Raw genomic sequence first — 16,716 nt, 5'->3', positions numbered from 1 at the left:
GAAAAAACGGCGGTGCGCCCTTACGGGTCGCACCGCCGTTTTGCCTTCGCGGACCGAAAGAAACCGGAACAAGCCGGCCCGGCGGAAGACGCTTTAGTGCATCTTCTTCGGCAGCATCTGGCTACGCAGGCGCTTGCGCAGGCGGGCAACGGCCGCGGCCTTCTTGCGCTTGCGCTCGGTGGTCGGCTTTTCGTAGGACTGGCGCTCGCGCAGTTCTGCGATCAGGCCGTTCTTTTCGATGGTGCGGCGGAAGCGCCGAATCGCGACATCGAACGGCTCGTTTTCTTTGAGGACAATAGTGGTCATGACAATCCTGATTCGCTAAACGTATTTCTAAGTGCGCAACGGAAAAAACCGCCGCGCGCCGGCACTCCGATCGTCCGCCGGGCGCCAGAAAGGACGCAGCGGACACGAGCAAAGCGGCCACGGAGGCCGGAAAAGAGAGAGTTGGGATTCAACCGCAAAGCGGCATGTGCGCACGAAAGACCGCCTGAACGCACGCTTTCGGCGCCGGTCTCCGCTGGCGATTAACGTTTTGACGTTGTCATTTTCAGCGGAGCGGACGCAAAAATCGGCCGAAAAATCGGGCACATTTCTCGATTCGGGCGCGATGTTACCAGAACACCGCGCCCGTGCCAACTCTTCGAAGCACGGCAACTCGTTGATGCGACAGATTTATTTCTGCCAGGCGCTGGCTTCGTCCAGTTCTGCCACTTCCTCCGGATCGAGCTTGAGGCGCGTGGCCGCCGCGAGACTCTCCAGTTGCTGCACGGACGTGGCGCTCGCAATCGGCGCGGTCACGCTCGGCCGCGCGATGATCCACGCGAGCGCGATGGTGGCCGGCGTGGTGTCGTGGCGCTTCGCGGCTTCATCGAGCGCATCGAGAATCCTGAGGCCGCGCTCGTTCAGATACTTCTCGACGCGGGAGCCGCGCGCCTTGCCCTGCATGTCTTCCTTGGAGCGGTACTTGCCCGACAGAAAGCCGCTCGCCAGGCTGAAATACGTGACGACCGCGACCTTGTGCGCCTCGGCGGCGGGCTCGAGGTCCGTCTCGTAGCCTTCGCGGTCGTAGAGGTTGTACTCCGGCTGCAGGATCTGATACGCCGGCAGCGACGATTCCTTCGCTACTTTCAGCGCTTCTTCCAGCCGCGCGCCGGTGTAGTTCGACGCGCCGATCACCCGCACCTTGCCCGCCTGAATGAGCTTCTGGTAGGCGCCGAGCGTCTCCTCGAACGGCGTCTTGTCGTCGTCGAGATGCGAGAAGTAGACGTCGATGTAATCGGTTTTCAGACGCCGCAGCGAATCGTCCACGGCAGCCGCGATGTTCGCCGCCGAAAGCCCGGCGCGCGTGCCGAGCATGCCGACTTTCGTCGCGAGCACGACCTTCTGGCGCTTGCCGCTCTCTTTGAACCACTTGCCGATGATCGTTTCCGATTCGCCGCCGTGGTGTCCTTCGACCCACGCGGAATAGACGTCCGCCGTGTCGATGAAATTGAGACCGTGATCGACGAACGCGTCGAGGATGGAGAACGAGGTGCGTTCGTCCGCGGTCCAGCCGAACACGTTGCCGCCGAAGACGAGCGGCGCGACGTTCAGATCCGATGTGCCGATGCTGCGAGTTTGCATGAGTGGAACTCCATGGACAAGGCGTCAGCCGATGATACCTGCCGTCTCCCCGCCGTGCAGACGCGCGCCAGCATGGAACTAAGACGAAAACTGAGGGGGAAAGCAGCCCCTTTTCGAGACTTTCGTTTGCAGGGCCGTCCCCTACCATCGGTAACGTTCCAAAAAGCCCCAAGGGCCCTGCACATGAGCAATTTGCTGATCTACTCGATGGCCGAGTTCGCGCCGGTCACGGTCCCCATTCTCGATATCTGCGCCCCTCGCAAGATCGCGGAAATCGGGCTCGAATTCGGCGGCAACACCCGTATTCTGTCCGACTGGGCCGAGGCCCACGACGCCACCCTCACCTGCATCGATCCGATGCCGCGCCCCGAAGCGACGGAATGGATCGAAAGCACGACGCATATCGAGCTTCAGCGCGCGATGAGCCACGACGCGATCCCGCGCATCGCGGACGTCGACGCATGGTTCATCGACGGCGATCACAACTGGTACACCGTCTTCCACGAACTGCGTCTGATCGAGGAGCGCGCGCACGCCGACGGCAAGCCCGTGCTCGCGTTCATGCACGACGTCTGCTGGCCCGCCGGCCGCCGCGACCAGTACTACAACCCGGACGCGATTCCCGCTGAGTTCCGCCAGCCCTACAGCTACGGCAATGGCGTGACGCTCGGCTATCCCGGGAAAGTGCGCGGCGGCTTCGGCTCGCCGGAAGGTTCGTTCGCCTATGCGGACCGCGAAGGCGGCCCGCGCAACGGCGTGATGACCGCACTCGAGGACTTCATTGCGCAATCGGAGACCGAATACGTGTACGCGGTGATCCCGCTCGTCTTCGGACTCGCGGTGCTCATCGAGCGCACGCATCCGTGCATCGAGGCCATCGCGCAGATCCTCGCGCCGTATCACGAGAACCCGCTGCTCGCGCGCGTCGAAGAGAACCGCCTCGCGAACTATCTCGCCGTCATCGCAACGCACACACGCTGATTCGCCAAAAAATCCGACGCCGAAGCGGCGTCCGAGGAGCAACCTGAACATGACCGACCGCAACATACCGGCGTCCGACCTCATGGCGGCCTGGTCCGCCAAACTCGACGATCGCAAGATCGCCACGTTCGACTGTTTCGACACGATCTTCTGGCGCGGCGTGGCCGAGCCGAGCGACGTCTTCTACGCGCTGGCCGAAGATCCGCTCTTCGTCGCGAACCGCATCGGCGCGCGCGTGCGCGCCCAGGCGGAAGGCATCGCCCGCACGAACCGTTCGTTCGCCAATCACACGTCCGAGGCGACGCTCGAAGAGATCTACGCGGTAGCCGCGCCCCGCGCGGACGAAGCGACCGTGCGCGAACTGGCGGAGCGCGAAGTCCAGAAGGAAATCGAGATCGGCTTCGCGTTCGAACCGGTCCTCGCGTTGATGCGCGAAGCGAAAGCGCGCGGCCTGCAAGTGGCTATCGTCAGCGATACTTACTACGACGACGCGCAGCTGCGCCGCATCCTGTTCGCGACGGCGCCCGAACTCGAAACGCTGATCGATCACGTCTTCTGCTCGTCGCAGTTCGGCTTCGGCAAGTCGAACGGTCTCTGGCCGAAGGTCATGGCGCGACTCGGCATGAGCGCATCGGACATTCTGCATACCGGCGACAACCCGGTGGCGGACTACGCCGTGCCCTCGTCGCTCGGCATCGCCTGCGTGCATTTGCTCCAGCGCGACGACGAGACGGCGAAGAGCGACCGGCAACGGCTGATCGCAGCGCGCCTGCTTTTTCCGGCGATTCGCTCGACGCAAGCGGCACCGAGCCTCTTTCATGGTCTCAAGGCGCAGCGGCTCACGCACGAGCAGGGACCGAACGAGCGCGTCGGCTATTGGGCGCTCGGCCCGATCATCTACGGCTTCGCGCGCTTCCTGCTCGACGAACACCGGCAACTGAACGCCAGCGGCAAGCCGCATAAGTTGGCATTCCTGATGCGCGACGGACACCTCGTGCGGCTCGCGTGCCAGGCCATCACCGGCGAAACCATGGGCGAGCCGGTGTATCTGAGCCGCTTTACCGCCGTGGCAGTGTCGTTCGACACCGGCGAGAGCGTGCAACGCTATGTGGCGAAGAACGCGGCGTCGCATCCGCTGCATGTGCTGTGCGATCAGATGCTGATGCCGCCGCAGCTCAGAAAGAAGGTGCTGACGCGGGCGATGAAGTCGAAGAACCCGGTGCACGAGTTCCGCAAGATGCTCGCCGAGCGCGCGACGGAAAAGACCATCGTCCAGCAGTCGAATGCGCTGCGCGAGCGGCTGTTCCGTCACTTGCAGCGCACGGTCGGTCTGGAACGCGGCGATACGCTGGTGCTCGCGGACCTCGGCTACTACGGCACGATTCAGCATGCCATTCGCGATGTCTTCAAGCGTCAGTTCGACGTCGATGTCATCGGCCGCTACTTCGCCTCGCTGGATTCGCCGGGCTCGCATCTCGACCGCCGGGCGATGATCGACTCCAGCTGGACGGATGACAACGTCGTCGAGACGCTCATTGCGCACATCGGCGATTTCGAGCAGATGTGCGCGATCAACTCGGGCAGCGTGATCGCCTACGAGCCCGACGGCACGCCCATTCTCGCGGGCGTCAAGAAGGGCAACATGCAGCTCGACACGACACAGACGATTCAGGAAGCGTGTCTGCAATTTATCCGCGACGTCGAAGCGACGCCCGCGATCCATTTGCCGAAGCTCACGCCCGAACGGCTGCGCGTCGTCGCGGCGATCGAACTGGCGCGGCTCGTGTATCTGCCGCACCACGAAGAAATCGAGCGCAGCTCCAAGTCGCTTTTCGAACTGAACGTCGGCACGGACATCGCGTTCGACGTGGCCAACGTCGATGCGGGCATCAAGGGGCTGCGCCAGCGCGGGCCGTTCTACATGCGCAGTATCGGCAAGGGCTTTCGCACCGGGTATCCGTCGGAGATGCGCTACGCGGGCATCGATCAGGCGATCTTCCTGATGGCGATTCGCCGTCACCGGCTCGACTTCACCGTCGACGACACGTCCTACCGCCGCCTCGACGTTCCCGCGCTGTTCGTGCGCGGCAACGAGAGCGCGACGCAGAACGTATCGGCGCGGGCGACGTACGACGGTTTCTATTCAGTGGTTCTGCCGCGCTCGCAGTTCGATACTGCGTTGATGATCGGACGTGAATTAAGTTGGATGCAGCTCGAATCGGCGACGACCTTTTCAGCCGAATTCCTCGATTCGAATTCCGAATTCGATCGCCAGCGCACGCTCGAAGCGGGCAGCGAGATCATTCTCGACGGCATGGAAGAACGTGAACCCGGTATTTATCAGGTTTCACCGAACGGACTTATTTATTTGCCGGCGGCAAAAGAAGAGACACCGCAGGTCATGCGGTTGATTTTCCGTCCGCTTGCTAAAGCCGCTGCCGCCCAAATGGCGACAGCCATGTAATTTTTTTCGTCGAATCCGTCGCGGCGGCCGCCGCCGCGGGGCGCAGAGCCCCGCCAGACGGCCTTCCACGCGGATCGACATCAAGCATCGAAGAAGCTCTAAAGTTTTTTTTTCAGAGCCCGATAACCAAGGTAAGGCGGTCAGCGTAACTTCTGAAACACGCAACGCCGTAACTGATGTTGGCCTAAAGCGCCAAACTTAAAGAGGGAAACAAGTCATGTTGAACATCAACACCAACACCCTGTCGCAAACGACCCAAAAGAACCTGCAAGGTTCGCAAAGCGCGCTGTCGTCGGCTATTAACCGCCTCTCGTCGGGCAAGCGCATCAACAGCGCCGCTGACGATGCAGCAGGCCTGGCAATTTCGACGAACATGACGTCGTATGTCAACGCGCTGAACCAGGGCGTGTCGAACGCGAACAACGCGATCTCGATGATCCAGACGGCGTCGGGCGGCCTCAGCTCCACGACGGACAACCTGCAGCGTATCCGCCAGCTGGCCGTTCAGGCAGCAGACGGCTCGCTCTCCGACACGCAACGCGGCTACCTCCAGACGGAAGTGTCGCAGCGTCTGGGCGAACTGGATCGCGTCGCGAACCAGACCACGTTCAACGGCCAAGCCATGCTGTCGGGTTCGGTTTCGTCGGTGTCGTTCCAGATCGGCGCAGTGGCGAACCAGACGCTGAGCGTCGACTTCGGCAGCGTTTCGATGGGCCAAACCGGCCTGTTCGGTTCGGTCAGCGTCGACATCTCGACGGCGAGCGGCGCGCAAAACGTGATCGGCTACGTCGACACGGCGCTCAACACCGTCAACACGCTGCAATCGACGCTGGGCGCTGAGCAAAACCGCTTCACGTCGGCCGTGACCAGCCTCCAGTCGCAGTCGACCAACCTGAGCTCGGCACAGTCGGCCATCACCGACGCAGACTTCGCGCAAGAAACGGCGAACCTGTCCAAGGCTCAAGTGCTGCAACAAGCGGGTATCTCGGTTCTCGCGCAAGCGAACTCGATGCCGCAGCAAGTGCTGAAGCTCCTCGGCTAAGCGCATGTGACAAAACCCCGCCGCAACATGGGCGGGGTTCGGCAGTTCACTGGGAGGTTCGCCTCCCAGCTTTCGTTAGCGCAGCGACATTCATCATCGGCGCTGCGCTCACGAAAGCTCGCAAACAGATAAGGCAGTCCGTCCGGAGCATCCGATGACCACCACCACCTCGAGTACCGACGTCAGCGCCACACTGGCCGCTGCCGCGCAGTCCATCATCAGCGGCGCGACGAACTCCACGCTCGATGTATCCTCGCTGGTTTCCTCGCTCGTCACCGCGAAGACCACCGCTCAGGCCACGCAAATCGCGAACAAGACGGCGAGCGACAACACGCTCCTGTCCGCCGTTTCGCAGATCAAGTCCGCGCTGTCATCCGTGCAAACCGCGCTGAAAAGTCTTTCCGACGGCACCGGACTCGCCGCGTACACGGCGACTGCAAGCGGCAGCGGACTCACGGCGACGGCCGGCACCAGTGCGGTGGCCGGTTCGTATGCGATCACGGTCAACAACATCGCAAGCGCGCAGAAGATTTCGTCGACGGCGCACGCCGCCACCGACACCTTCGGTTCCGGCACGCTGTCGCTCTCGCTCGGATCGAGTTCGATGAACGTAACGCTCGACGGCACGAACACGCTCGCGAGCATCGCGTCGTCGATCAATTCGGCGAGCGACAATCCCGGCATCAGCGCGACCATCGTCACGGGCACCGACGGTCAGCATCTCGTGCTCGCGTCGAAGACGACGGGCGCAGCGAACACCATTTCGGTTACGGCCGGCGCAGGCGTCGATTCGTCGCTTTCGTACAGCACGGGCAGCAGCAACTACACGCAGACGTCGGCGGCGCGGGACGCGTCGCTCACGGTCGACGGCACGGCCGTCACGAGTTCGACCAACACGCTCACGACCGCGATCGGCGGCGTGACGCTGAATCTCGCATCGGCTGCGGCCGGATCGACGCAGACGTTGACCGTCTCCTCCGACACGACCACGGAAAAGAGCACGATCAAGGCGTTTGTCGACGCGTACAACTCGTTCGTGAGCCAGGCCGCCGCACTGTCGTCGTTCGACTCCACGAAAAGCGCCGGCTCGCAAGGCGGCGTGCTGCTCGGCGACTCGATGCTCCAGAGCATTCAGAGCTCGCTGTCCAGCATCATCACGAGCGGCGTGAGTTCGGGTTCCGGTTCGACGTCCACCACGACGAACCTCGCCTCGATCGGCATCGACCTTCAGGACGACGGCACGCTGTCCATCGACGATTCGACGCTTTCCACCGCGCTCTCGAACAGCCCGACGCGCGTGGGCCAGCTCTTCAACCAGACGAACGGCATCGGCACGCAGCTCAATTCGAAGATCTCATCGTTTCTGCAAACGGGCGGCATCATCGATACGCGCACGACCGCGATCAATGCAGACCTGAAGAGCCTGACCGCGCAGACGGCGACGTTGCAGACCTACGCGGACAGCCTCACGTCGCAATACAACACGCAGTTCACGGCGCTCAACACGCTGATGGCGACGATGCAAAACAACACGCGCTACCTGACGCAGCTTTTCGGCGGCACGAACAGCGCCGGCGCGCTCGCGACCAACAAGTAACGCAGGCGTCAGCCGATTCGCACGGAGAATGATGTGAACCAACAAGACATGCTGACGAACGCGGTATCGCTCACGCGCGCCATGGCCGCGGCTGCTGCCGCCGGCGACTGGATCGAAGCGGCGCGCTTGGGCGAGTTGCGTTCGCCGATCATCATGCAATTGCAGAACGACCTCGATCCGGCGACGTTGCAGGCCGCGAGCGACATCCAGACGCTCGATGCCGCGCTGATGCAGACGGCGCAAGCCGCGCGCATGTCGCTCGGCAAGAACTTCCGCGAGGCGACCGCGCGCATCGACGCGGCAAGCCGTTATCAACAAACGGCGCGGCTCTAAAGTTTCGCTGTCCCGCGCCGTTATATAGACTAACAACAACAACCAAGCGTCGAAGTAATGACGCAGCTTCGCTCTCGATGCCCGCCTCGCGCGGGCATTTTTATTGGTGTGGGACGGGAGCCTAGCGCCCGAGCGTCAACGTCAGATACGCCGCGTACAGCACGCCGTTGCCGAGCAGCGCCCACAACACGACGCCCTTCCCTCTCGCATGGAAACGCAGCCACGCCGCCGCCGCGAGCGTGATGAGCACGCCGGTCAGCACTTCGACGCGCGGCTCCCACGGCGTCAGCATGATGCCGATGGACGGCAGCAATGTGCCCTGAAACACCATCGCGCCGGTGATATTGCCGAACGCGAGCGTGTCCTTGCCGCGCCGCGCCCACAGAATGCTGTTCACCTTCTCCGGCAGTTCGGTCGCAATCGGAATGATGATGAGCGACAGCAGCAGCGCCGACACCCCGAGCGCCTGTGAAACGCCCTCGACGCCGTGAATGAACCCTTTCGCGCCGCCCACCAGCAACACGATGCCGATCAGGAATTGCAGCATGATCGAGCCGAGATTTGTCTTGAGTCCGACGCGCGAGATGAAGAGCGTTTCGGGCGCTTCGGTGCCGTGTCCGCTTTCGACGAGATTGGCCGATGCCCTGAACGTCGAGATCACATAGATCACGTACAGGCCGACGAGCCCCGCCGCGAACAGCGCGCGCACTTGCCATGCGTGATGCGGCACGAACATCGCGCCGGCCGCGATCAGAAACGCGAACAGGAAGAAGTTGAGATCGCGCGTGAAGCCGCTGCGCTCCGGCTCGATCACGCCGCGCAAGCCGCGCGATTTCACGATGGCGAGCGTCATCAGAAACGTCGAAAGCGTCGCGAGCATGAGCGGCGCGCCGAGAATCGCGCCGACGCCGATCTCCTCGTTGACCGCGCGGCTCGCCGTGCCGCCCAGGAGCGCGATGATCGGCACCGTCGTTTCCGGCAAGGCCGTGCCCACTGCGGCGAAAAGCGATCCGGTCACGCCTTCCGAAATGCCGAGCCGTTCGCCGAGATGTTCGAGCGCGTTGGTGAAAAGCTCGGAGGCGATCAGAATGATCGCGAGCATCAATGCGAGTTCGAGGAAAAGCATCGTCATGCGGCACCTCGCACGACACGATGCTGCGACAGCGCGCGGACCATGCGAAGGCCCGAGCGCGCGAGAAGAAGATGTTGTAGTTGTGGGGACACGATGATTCCACGGTCGGACGTCAGCGAACCATGATGCGCCACGCGCCGTCCGACCAAGAACGACGTGGCACATCAGTGGTCTCACCAAACCGGACCGGTCGAACGCGCCACGGCAGCAGAGCCGAGGATGTTGACGCGTTCTCCTTCGCAAACGGAAGGAAGGCTACTCCCCAAAGACCGGGGCAGTGTAGCGTGACGCGTCGCGTTCGGCAAGCCGGTCCGGCAAGCGGGCATATCGGTATGCGCAGCCGTTCGTTGTCGCAGGCCCGCGCGTTCGCTAAGCTACCCGCGCGGGCGCGGTGCTTGCTCGGCATCGCGCGACCGGATTCATCGAGCAACACGAACAACGATGTGTGATTCACGAAGCGCGCGCGAAAGCGCCTGCTCCTGTCGACCGGAGAACTCATGCGCATCAAACGCTTGCCTGCCCTTCTAGCCGCCCTCGCGGTGGCCGCGCCCATGCTCGCGCAGTCCAAGCCGCTTACCGTCTGCACGGAATCGAGCCCCGACGGCTTCGATGTCGTGCAGTTCAACTCGCTCGTCACGACGAACGCATCGGCAGACGTGATCTTCAACACGCTCGTCTCCTACGATGAAGCGGCCAGGAAAGTCGCGCCGTCGCTCGCGGAGAAATGGGACGTATCGAGCGATGGTTTGAGCTACACATTTCATCTGCGGCCGAACGTGCAGTTCCAGAGCACCGACTACTTCAAGCCGACGCGCCCGCTCAATGCCGACGATGTCGTCTTCACGTTCGATCGCATGCTGTCGGAGAGCAATCCGTGGCACAAGGTGGCGGGCGCGAGCGGGTTTCCGCACGCGCAGTCGATGGGCCTCGTGAAGCTCATCAAGAGCGTGACGAAGGTGGATGACCACACCGTGAAGTTCGACCTCAACGAGCCGAACGCGACCTTCGTGCCGATTCTCACAATGGGCTTCGCCTCCATCTATTCGGCGGAATACGCGGACCAGTTGCTGAAGGCGAACAAGCAGGTGGAGTTGAACAGCAAGCCTGTTGGCACGGGTCCGTTCGTGCTGAAGAGCTACACCAAGGATGCCGTCATACGCTACGACGCGAACCCGTCGTACTGGGGGCCGAAGCCGAAGATCGACCGCCTCATCTACGCGATCACGCCGGACGCGACCGTGCGCGCGCAGAAGATCAAGGCGGGCGAATGCCAGATCGCGCTTTCGCCCAAGCCGCAAGATGTGCTCGACGCCAAGAAGGACCGCTCGCTCAAGGTCAGCGAAACGCCTGCGTTCATGACCGCGTTCGTCGCGCTCAACACGCAGAAGAAGCCGCTCGACAACCCGAAGGTGCGCCAGGCGCTGAACATGGCGTTCGATCGCACGACATACATGAAGACCGTCTTCGACAACACGGCGACGCCCGCCGTCAATCCGTATCCGCCGAACACCTGGAGCTACGACAAGAACGTGCAGGCGTATCCGTATTCCGCGGATCGCGCGAAGAAGCTCCTGGCTGATGCGGGCTTTCCGAGCGGCTTCGACACGACCATCTGGGTGCGTCCGAACGGCAGCGTGCTGAATCCGAACCCGAAGGCCGGCGCGGAACTGCTGCAAGCCGATCTCGCGAAAATCGGCGTGAAGGCGCAGGTGAAAGTGATCGAATGGGGCGAGCTGATCAAGGAAGCGAAGCAGGGCCAGCACGACATGCTGTTCATGGGCTGGGCCGGCGACAACGGCGATCCCGACAACTATCTGTCGCCGCTATTCAGCTGTAATGCGGTGAAGTCGGGCATCAACTTCGCGCGCTATTGCGACCCGCAACTGGACAAGCTGATCGCGGACGGCAAGGCGACGCCGGATATCGCCAGGCGCACGAAGGCATATGTGGATGCGCAGAAGATCATCCACGATCAGGCGCTGTGGATTCCGCTCGTGTATCCGACCGCCGCCGCGCTCACGCGCACGAACGTCAGCGGCTATAACGTGAGCCCGTTCGGGCGGCAGAACTTCGGGGTCGTGTCAGTGCAGTAACGCGGTCCTTCAGGCCGGCGAGAAGCGGATGACTCCGTCATCGCCGGTCCGGCGCGCGAGCGTGCCGTCGAGCCACAGCAAGTTCAGATGCGCGAGCGCCTCGCCAAGCGCGAACGTCATCTGATGGATGTCGAGCGCGCGCTTGAACATGATCGGCACGATGTCGGCGGCGCTGCACGGTTTCGCCGCGCACGCCTCGCGTACTTCCGCAAGCCGCGCCCGATGATGCTCGCGAAGCTGCGCGATGCGCGTCTTCACGCCGCGAAACGGCTTGCCGTGCGACGGCAAAGCGAGCACATCGGCGGGCATCGTTTCATAACGCGCGAGCGATTCCAGATACAGCGCGAGCGGATTGCCTTCCGGCTCGATGGCGAACACCGACACGTTCGTCGAGATGCGCGGCAGCACCATGTCGCCGGAAATGAGCAGCTCGTCGGCCGCGCAATAAAGCGCAACATGCTCCGGCGAATGGCCGTAGCCCGTCACGACTTCCCACTCACGCGCACCGATGCGCAGCCGGTCGCCGTCGCGGATGCGGCGGAATTCGCGCGGCATCGAAGGCACGAGCGTCGGGTAATAGCTGTCGCGCTTCCTGAGCGCATCGAGCGATGCCGGGTCTGTCAGGCCGTGCGCCGCGAAGTGCTGCGCCGCGCGCTCGCCACCCGCGTTGGAGCCGTCGCCCGCGGCCATCACGCGGCCCATCGCGTATTCGCCGAGCGAGATCCACAGCCGCACGTTCCAGCGTTTCTTGTCTCCGCCCTGACAGATCCAGTCCGCCAGTCCCAGATGATCCGGATGGCAATGCGTGACGATCACGCGCAGCACCGGCTGCCCGTCGAGCACCGTATCGAACACGCGTTCCCAGTTCGCGCGAATGCTCTCGTTCGAGATGCCGCAATCGATCACGGTCCAGCCTTTCACGCCGTCGATCTCATCGCGCAACAGCCAGAGGTTGATGTGATCCAGCGCGAACGGCAGCGGCATGCGCAGCCAGTAGACGCCGGGCGCCACCTCTTTCGCGCCGCCGGGCGCGGGCAGTTCGTCGGCAAAGACATATTCGAGCTGATGTTCGAGTGCGTTCATCGGTCGGTGCTCTGAGGGTTTGCGCCGCGTTGCAATCCGGCGAAGTTGACGATAACGTAAACGTCATTCTAACGTTGGACGCGCTCTGGCGCGCGGCGCTTTCCCGATGACTCAGCCCACGCATTTCTCGATCACCGAACTGGCGCGCGAATTCGACATCACGCCTCGCGCCATACGCTTCTACGAAGATCAGGGTCTGCTCGCGCCGCGCCGCGAAGGCGCGAACGGCTTGCGGCGCGTGTATTCGTCGCGGGATCGCACGCGTCTGAAGCTCACCTTGCGCGGCAAGCGGCTCGGCTTCACGCTTTCGGAAATTCGCACGCTGCTCGATCTTTACGATTCGCCGACCGGCACGACCGCTCAATTGCGCGGCTTCGTGGACACCATCGCAGCGCATCGGCAAGTGCTGGAACGGCAACTGGAGGACATCAACACGACGCTCGCGGAGCTCGCCGCGTACGAAAAGGAAGGCCGCGCGCTGCTCGAAGCGGGCATGGACAAGCGCGCCCGCCGAGTGAAAGCCGCATGATCTGACTCGACCCGCGACCCACGACCCGCGCACGCCGACATGAACCATTTCCCCAAGCTGCTTTCGTCGCAAATCGGCTTCGATGTCGCGGAGACGCTGCTCGAAGGGTTCGATCGCCACTACCGCGTGTTTCGCGATGCCGCCATCGAAGCGAAGACGCTCTTCGAGCGCGGCGACTGGCATGCGCTGGCGCGGCTGGCTCGCGAGCGCATTGCGTCGTATGACGATCGCGTGGCGGAATGCGTGGCGCGTCTCGAAGACGAATACGATGCCGAGCATATCGACGACGACGTCTGGCAGCAGATCAAGCTGCATTACATCGGCCTGTTGACGACGCATCGGCAGCCGGAATGCGCGGAGACGTTTTTTAATTCGGTGTGCTGCAAGATTCTGCATCGCTCGTACTTCAACAACGATTTCATCTTCGTGCGCCCGGCTATTTCGACCGAATATATCGAGAACGACGAGCCCGCCGCGAAGCCGACGTATCGCGCGTATTACCCGGACACCGACGGCCTCGCCGCGACGCTCGAACGTATCGTCACGAACTTTCAGCTCGAGCCGCCGTTCGAAGATTTGACGCGCGACGTGCAGTGCGTGATGCAATCCTTGCGCGATGCCTTCGGCGATTTCGCGCCCGCGCCGAATTTCCAGATTCATGTGCTTTCGTCGCTGTTCTTTCGCAACAAGGCTGCATATATCATCGGGCGCATCATTCATGGCGATTCGCTGCTGCCGTTCGCCATTGCCATTCGCCATACGCCGCGCGGCCTCCTCGCGCTCGATACGGTGCTGACCGAGCGACAGCAACTGCTCATCATCTTCAGCTTCGCGCACTCGTATTTTCTGGTCGATATGGAAGTGCCGTCCGCGTACGTCCACTTCCTGCGCACCGTCATGCCGGGCAGGCCGAACGCGGAAATCTATACGTCGCTGGGCCTGCAAAAGCAGGGCAAGAATCTGTTCTATCGCGACTTGCTGCATCATCTGAAGCATTCGAGCGATCAGTTCATCATCGCGCCCGGCATCAAGGGACTCGTGATGATCGTGTTCACGCTGCCGTCGTTTCCGTATGTCTTCAAGCTGATCAAGGACGCCTTCCCGCCGCCGAAGGAAACCACGCGCGAGAAGATTCAGGACAAGTATCAACTCGTGAAGCGGCACGACCGGCTGGGACGCATGGCCGATACGCTCGAATATTCGAGCGTTGCGCTGCCGCTTGCGCGCCTCGATCACGCGCTCATGCGCGAACTGGAGAAAGAAGCGCCCTCGATGATCGAATACGAAGGCGACAAGCTCGTGATTCGTCACGTGTATATCGAACGGCGCATGGTGCCGCTCAATCTGTTCCTGAGGAACGGCCACGCCGACGACATCGACCACGGCATCCGCGAATACGGCGACGCCATCAAACAGTTGATGCAGGCCAACATCTTTCCCGGCGACATGCTGTACAAGAACTTCGGCGTCACGCGGCACGGGCGCGTGGTGTTCTACGATTACGACGAGATCGAATATCTGACGGATTGCAACGTGCGCCGCGTGCCGCCGCCGCGCACCGAGGAAGACGAGTTGTCCGGCGAGCCGTGGTATAGCGTCGGGCCGCACGACATCTTTCCCGAGACGTACGGCACGTTCCTGCTCGGCGATCCTCGCGTGCGCGAAGCGTTCATGCGGCATCACGCGGATCTCTTCGACCCGGCGCTATGGCAGCGTCACAAGGAGCAACTGCTGCAAGGCGAAATCGCCGATTTCTTTCCCTATGAACCTGCCATCCGGTTCTGCGTCCGTTATCCGGAGCGATTCGAGAAGGCATCAGCGCGCGCTGCATGAAGCGCGCGTTCTCGTAACACTATATAAGCACGAACATGACTGACCGACACAACGAAGCCACCCATCCCCTCGTTCATCTGTTCGAGAACAATCAGAACTGGGTTACGCGCAAGCTCGCGGAAGACGCCGATTTCTTCGAGCGGCTCGCGCATCAACAAGCGCCGGAGTATCTGTGGATCGGCTGCTCGGACTCGCGCGTGCCCGCGAACCAGATCATCGGTTTGCCGCCGGGCGAGGTGTTCGTGCATCGGAACATTGCGAACGTGGTCGTGCATTCGGACCTCAACTGCCTCTCGGTGATCCAGTTCGCCGTCGACATGCTGAAGGTCAAGCACATCATGGTCGTCGGTCATTACGGCTGCTCGGGCGTGGGCGCGGCGCTCGTCGGCCGGCGCGTGGGCCTCGCGGACAACTGGCTGCGCCATGTCGAGGACGTGCGCGAGAAACACGCCGCCTTGCTCGACGAATGGCCGATGGGCGAAGCGCGGCATCGCAGGCTCGTCGAACTGAACACCATCGAGCAGACGCTCAACGTATGCCGCACCACCGTCGTCAACGACGCCTGGTCGCGCGGGCAGGCGCTCACCGTGCATGGCTGGACCTACGGCGTTCACGACGGCCGTCTGCGCAATCTGGGCATGATGATCAGCGCGCAGGAGAAAGTGGATTCGACGTATCAATCGTGCCTCGCCGCGCTGAAGCGCGACGGCGCACACGCAGCGGAAAACGACGTGATCGCGTCCGACGCGGCGCGTCTCGGCGATGTTCCTTCTGTCATTCAGGGCGTCATTCAGGAGCTAAAACATGAGTGAGACACAAGATAATCCGGTACTTATCGTTTCGGCCGCGCGCACGCCGATGGCCGCGTTTCAGGGCGACTTCGTCGCGCTGACGGCGCCGCAACTGGGCGCAGCCGCCATTCGCGCGGCAGTGGAACGCGCGGGCCTCAACCCCGGGCAGATCGACGAAGCGATCATGGGCTGCGTGCTGCCCGCAGGACTTGGCCAGGCGCCCGCGCGACAGGCGGCGCTCGGCGCGGGCTTGCCGCTTTCGACCGGTTGCACGACCATCAACAAGATGTGCGGCTCCGGCATGCGCGCCGCCATGTTCGCGCACGACATGCTGCTCGCCGGCTCGGCGGACGTGATGGTCGCGGGCGGCATGGAAAGCATGACGAACGCGCCGTATCTGCTGCCGAAGGCGCGCGGCGGCATGCGCATGGGACACGGGCAGGTGCTCGATCACATGTTCCTGGACGGCCTCGAAGACGCGTACGAAAAAGGCCGCCTGATGGGCACGTTCGCGGAACAGTGCGCGTCGTCGTATGCGTTCTCGCGCGAATCGCAGGATGCGTTCGCGGTGGAATCGCTGCGCCGCGCGCGACGCGCGAACGAGGACGGTTCGTTCGCGTGGGAGATCGCGCCGGTCACGGTGGCGGGCAGGAAGGGCGATACCGTGATCGATCGCGACGAGCAGCCGTTCAAGGCGAACATCGAGAAGATTCCGTCGCTGAAGCCGGCGTTCGCGAAGGAAGGCACCGTGACGGCGGCGAATTCGTCGTCGATATCGGATGGCGCGGCCGCGCTGGTGATGATGCGCGAATCGACCGCGAAGCGCCTCGGCGCGACGCCGATTGCGCGTGTCGTCGGACACAGCACGTTCGCGCAGCAGCCGGCGCTCTTCACGACCGCGCCCGTCGGCGCAATCCGCAAACTGTTCGATAAGAACGGCTGGCGCGCGAACGATGTCGATCTGTACGAGATCAACGAAGCCTTCGCCGTCGTGACGATGGCCGCCATGCGCGAACACGACCTGCCGCACGACAAGGTCAACGTGAACGGCGGCGCGTGCGCGCTCGGGCATCCGATCGGCGCGTCGGGTGCGCGTATTCTCGTGACGTTGATCGGCGCATTGCGCGCGCGCGGCGGAAAGCGCGGCGTGGCGACGCTGTGCATCGGCGGCGGAGAAGCGACGGCAATGGGCATCGAACTCGTTTGAGGCAG

The 16,716-nt window shown here is 62.8% G+C and carries 14 protein-coding genes and 1 riboswitch; of the genes, 10 read left to right on the top strand and 4 right to left on the bottom strand.

The window, feature by feature from the left end:
• Positions 1–93 precede the first annotated feature (93 nt).
• Both rpsU and NCR37_RS00660 read right to left on the bottom strand, forming a co-directional pair.
• Positions 94–306 (bottom strand): 30S ribosomal protein S21, encoded by a 213-nt coding sequence (gene rpsU, locus NCR37_RS00665; RefSeq protein WP_159837708.1) that lies wholly within the window; start codon positions 304–306, stop codon positions 94–96.
• A 369-nt stretch (positions 307–675) separates the two neighbouring features.
• Positions 676–1,626: an aldo/keto reductase gene (locus tag NCR37_RS00660; protein WP_250471055.1), complete on the bottom strand. Its 951-nt coding sequence runs from the start codon at positions 1,624–1,626 to the stop codon at positions 676–678.
• Between the two features lie 183 nt (positions 1,627–1,809).
• Between NCR37_RS00660 and NCR37_RS00655 the strand changes: the two genes are divergently transcribed.
• The 5 genes from NCR37_RS00655 (at position 1,810) to fliT (ending at position 8,043) form a co-directional block, all read left to right on the top strand.
• Positions 1,810–2,607, top strand: a complete 798-nt coding sequence (locus tag NCR37_RS00655; protein WP_250471054.1) for a class I SAM-dependent methyltransferase — start codon at positions 1,810–1,812, stop codon at positions 2,605–2,607.
• 49 nt (positions 2,608–2,656) lie between these two features.
• Complete coding sequence (locus NCR37_RS00650; RefSeq protein WP_250471053.1) at positions 2,657–5,071, top strand: HAD family hydrolase; 2,415 nt, start codon at positions 2,657–2,659, stop codon at positions 5,069–5,071.
• 217 nt (positions 5,072–5,288) lie between these two features.
• The gene (locus tag NCR37_RS00645) at positions 5,289–6,113 is read left to right on the top strand and encodes a flagellin domain-containing protein (RefSeq protein WP_250471052.1); all 825 of its coding nucleotides are present in this window, start codon (positions 5,289–5,291) and stop codon (positions 6,111–6,113) included.
• A gap of 154 nt (positions 6,114–6,267) precedes the next feature.
• Positions 6,268–7,710, top strand: a complete 1,443-nt coding sequence (gene fliD, locus NCR37_RS00640) for a flagellar filament capping protein FliD (protein WP_250471051.1) — start codon at positions 6,268–6,270, stop codon at positions 7,708–7,710.
• Between the two features lie 33 nt (positions 7,711–7,743).
• Positions 7,744–8,043 (top strand): flagellar protein FliT, encoded by a 300-nt coding sequence (fliT, locus tag NCR37_RS00635; protein WP_250471050.1) that lies wholly within the window; start codon positions 7,744–7,746, stop codon positions 8,041–8,043.
• 121 nt (positions 8,044–8,164) lie between these two features.
• On the opposite strand, the gene NCR37_RS00630 is transcribed toward fliT, so the two are convergent.
• Positions 8,165–9,175, bottom strand: a complete 1,011-nt coding sequence (locus tag NCR37_RS00630) for a sodium:calcium antiporter (RefSeq protein WP_250471049.1) — start codon at positions 9,173–9,175, stop codon at positions 8,165–8,167.
• A 107-nt stretch (positions 9,176–9,282) separates the two neighbouring features.
• Positions 9,283–9,451: riboswitch (yybP-ykoY riboswitch) on the bottom strand.
• A 221-nt stretch (positions 9,452–9,672) separates the two neighbouring features.
• Between NCR37_RS00630 and NCR37_RS00625 the strand changes: the two genes are divergently transcribed.
• Entirely contained in the window at positions 9,673–11,268 is a 1,596-nt protein-coding gene (locus tag NCR37_RS00625; protein WP_502800463.1) for an ABC transporter substrate-binding protein, read from the top strand.
• 9 nt (positions 11,269–11,277) lie between these two features.
• Here the strand turns inward: NCR37_RS00625 and NCR37_RS00620 are convergent, their stop codons facing one another.
• A complete protein-coding gene (locus NCR37_RS00620; RefSeq protein ID WP_250471048.1) occupies positions 11,278–12,351 on the bottom strand; it encodes an MBL fold metallo-hydrolase in 1,074 nt (357 codons plus the stop codon).
• Positions 12,352–12,457: 106 nt separating this feature from the next.
• On the opposite strand from NCR37_RS00620, the gene NCR37_RS00615 reads away from it, so the two are divergent.
• From NCR37_RS00615 to NCR37_RS00600, 4 genes are read left to right on the top strand one after another with little or no spacing between them, the layout of a single operon-like run.
• A complete protein-coding gene (locus NCR37_RS00615) occupies positions 12,458–12,880 on the top strand; it encodes a MerR family transcriptional regulator (RefSeq protein ID WP_250471047.1) in 423 nt (140 codons plus the stop codon).
• Between the two features lie 39 nt (positions 12,881–12,919).
• Positions 12,920–14,713, top strand: coding sequence for a bifunctional isocitrate dehydrogenase kinase/phosphatase (gene aceK / locus NCR37_RS00610; protein WP_250471046.1), 1,794 nt, complete (start codon positions 12,920–12,922; stop codon positions 14,711–14,713).
• 35 nt (positions 14,714–14,748) lie between these two features.
• The gene (can, locus tag NCR37_RS00605) at positions 14,749–15,525 is read left to right on the top strand and encodes a carbonate dehydratase (RefSeq protein WP_250471045.1); all 777 of its coding nucleotides are present in this window, start codon (positions 14,749–14,751) and stop codon (positions 15,523–15,525) included.
• A complete protein-coding gene (locus NCR37_RS00600; RefSeq protein ID WP_250471044.1) occupies positions 15,518–16,711 on the top strand; it encodes an acetyl-CoA C-acetyltransferase in 1,194 nt (397 codons plus the stop codon). The genes can and NCR37_RS00600 overlap by 8 nt, the downstream gene beginning before the upstream one ends.
• Positions 16,712–16,716: the final 5 nt, after the last annotated feature.

The sequence above is a fragment of the Caballeronia sp. GAFFF1 genome (assembly GCF_023630705.1).
Classification (GTDB): Bacteria; Pseudomonadota; Gammaproteobacteria; order Burkholderiales; family Burkholderiaceae; genus Caballeronia.
The sequence above is the reverse complement of the archived record's forward strand: the minus strand, read 5'-3'. Positions and strand labels throughout refer to the sequence as shown.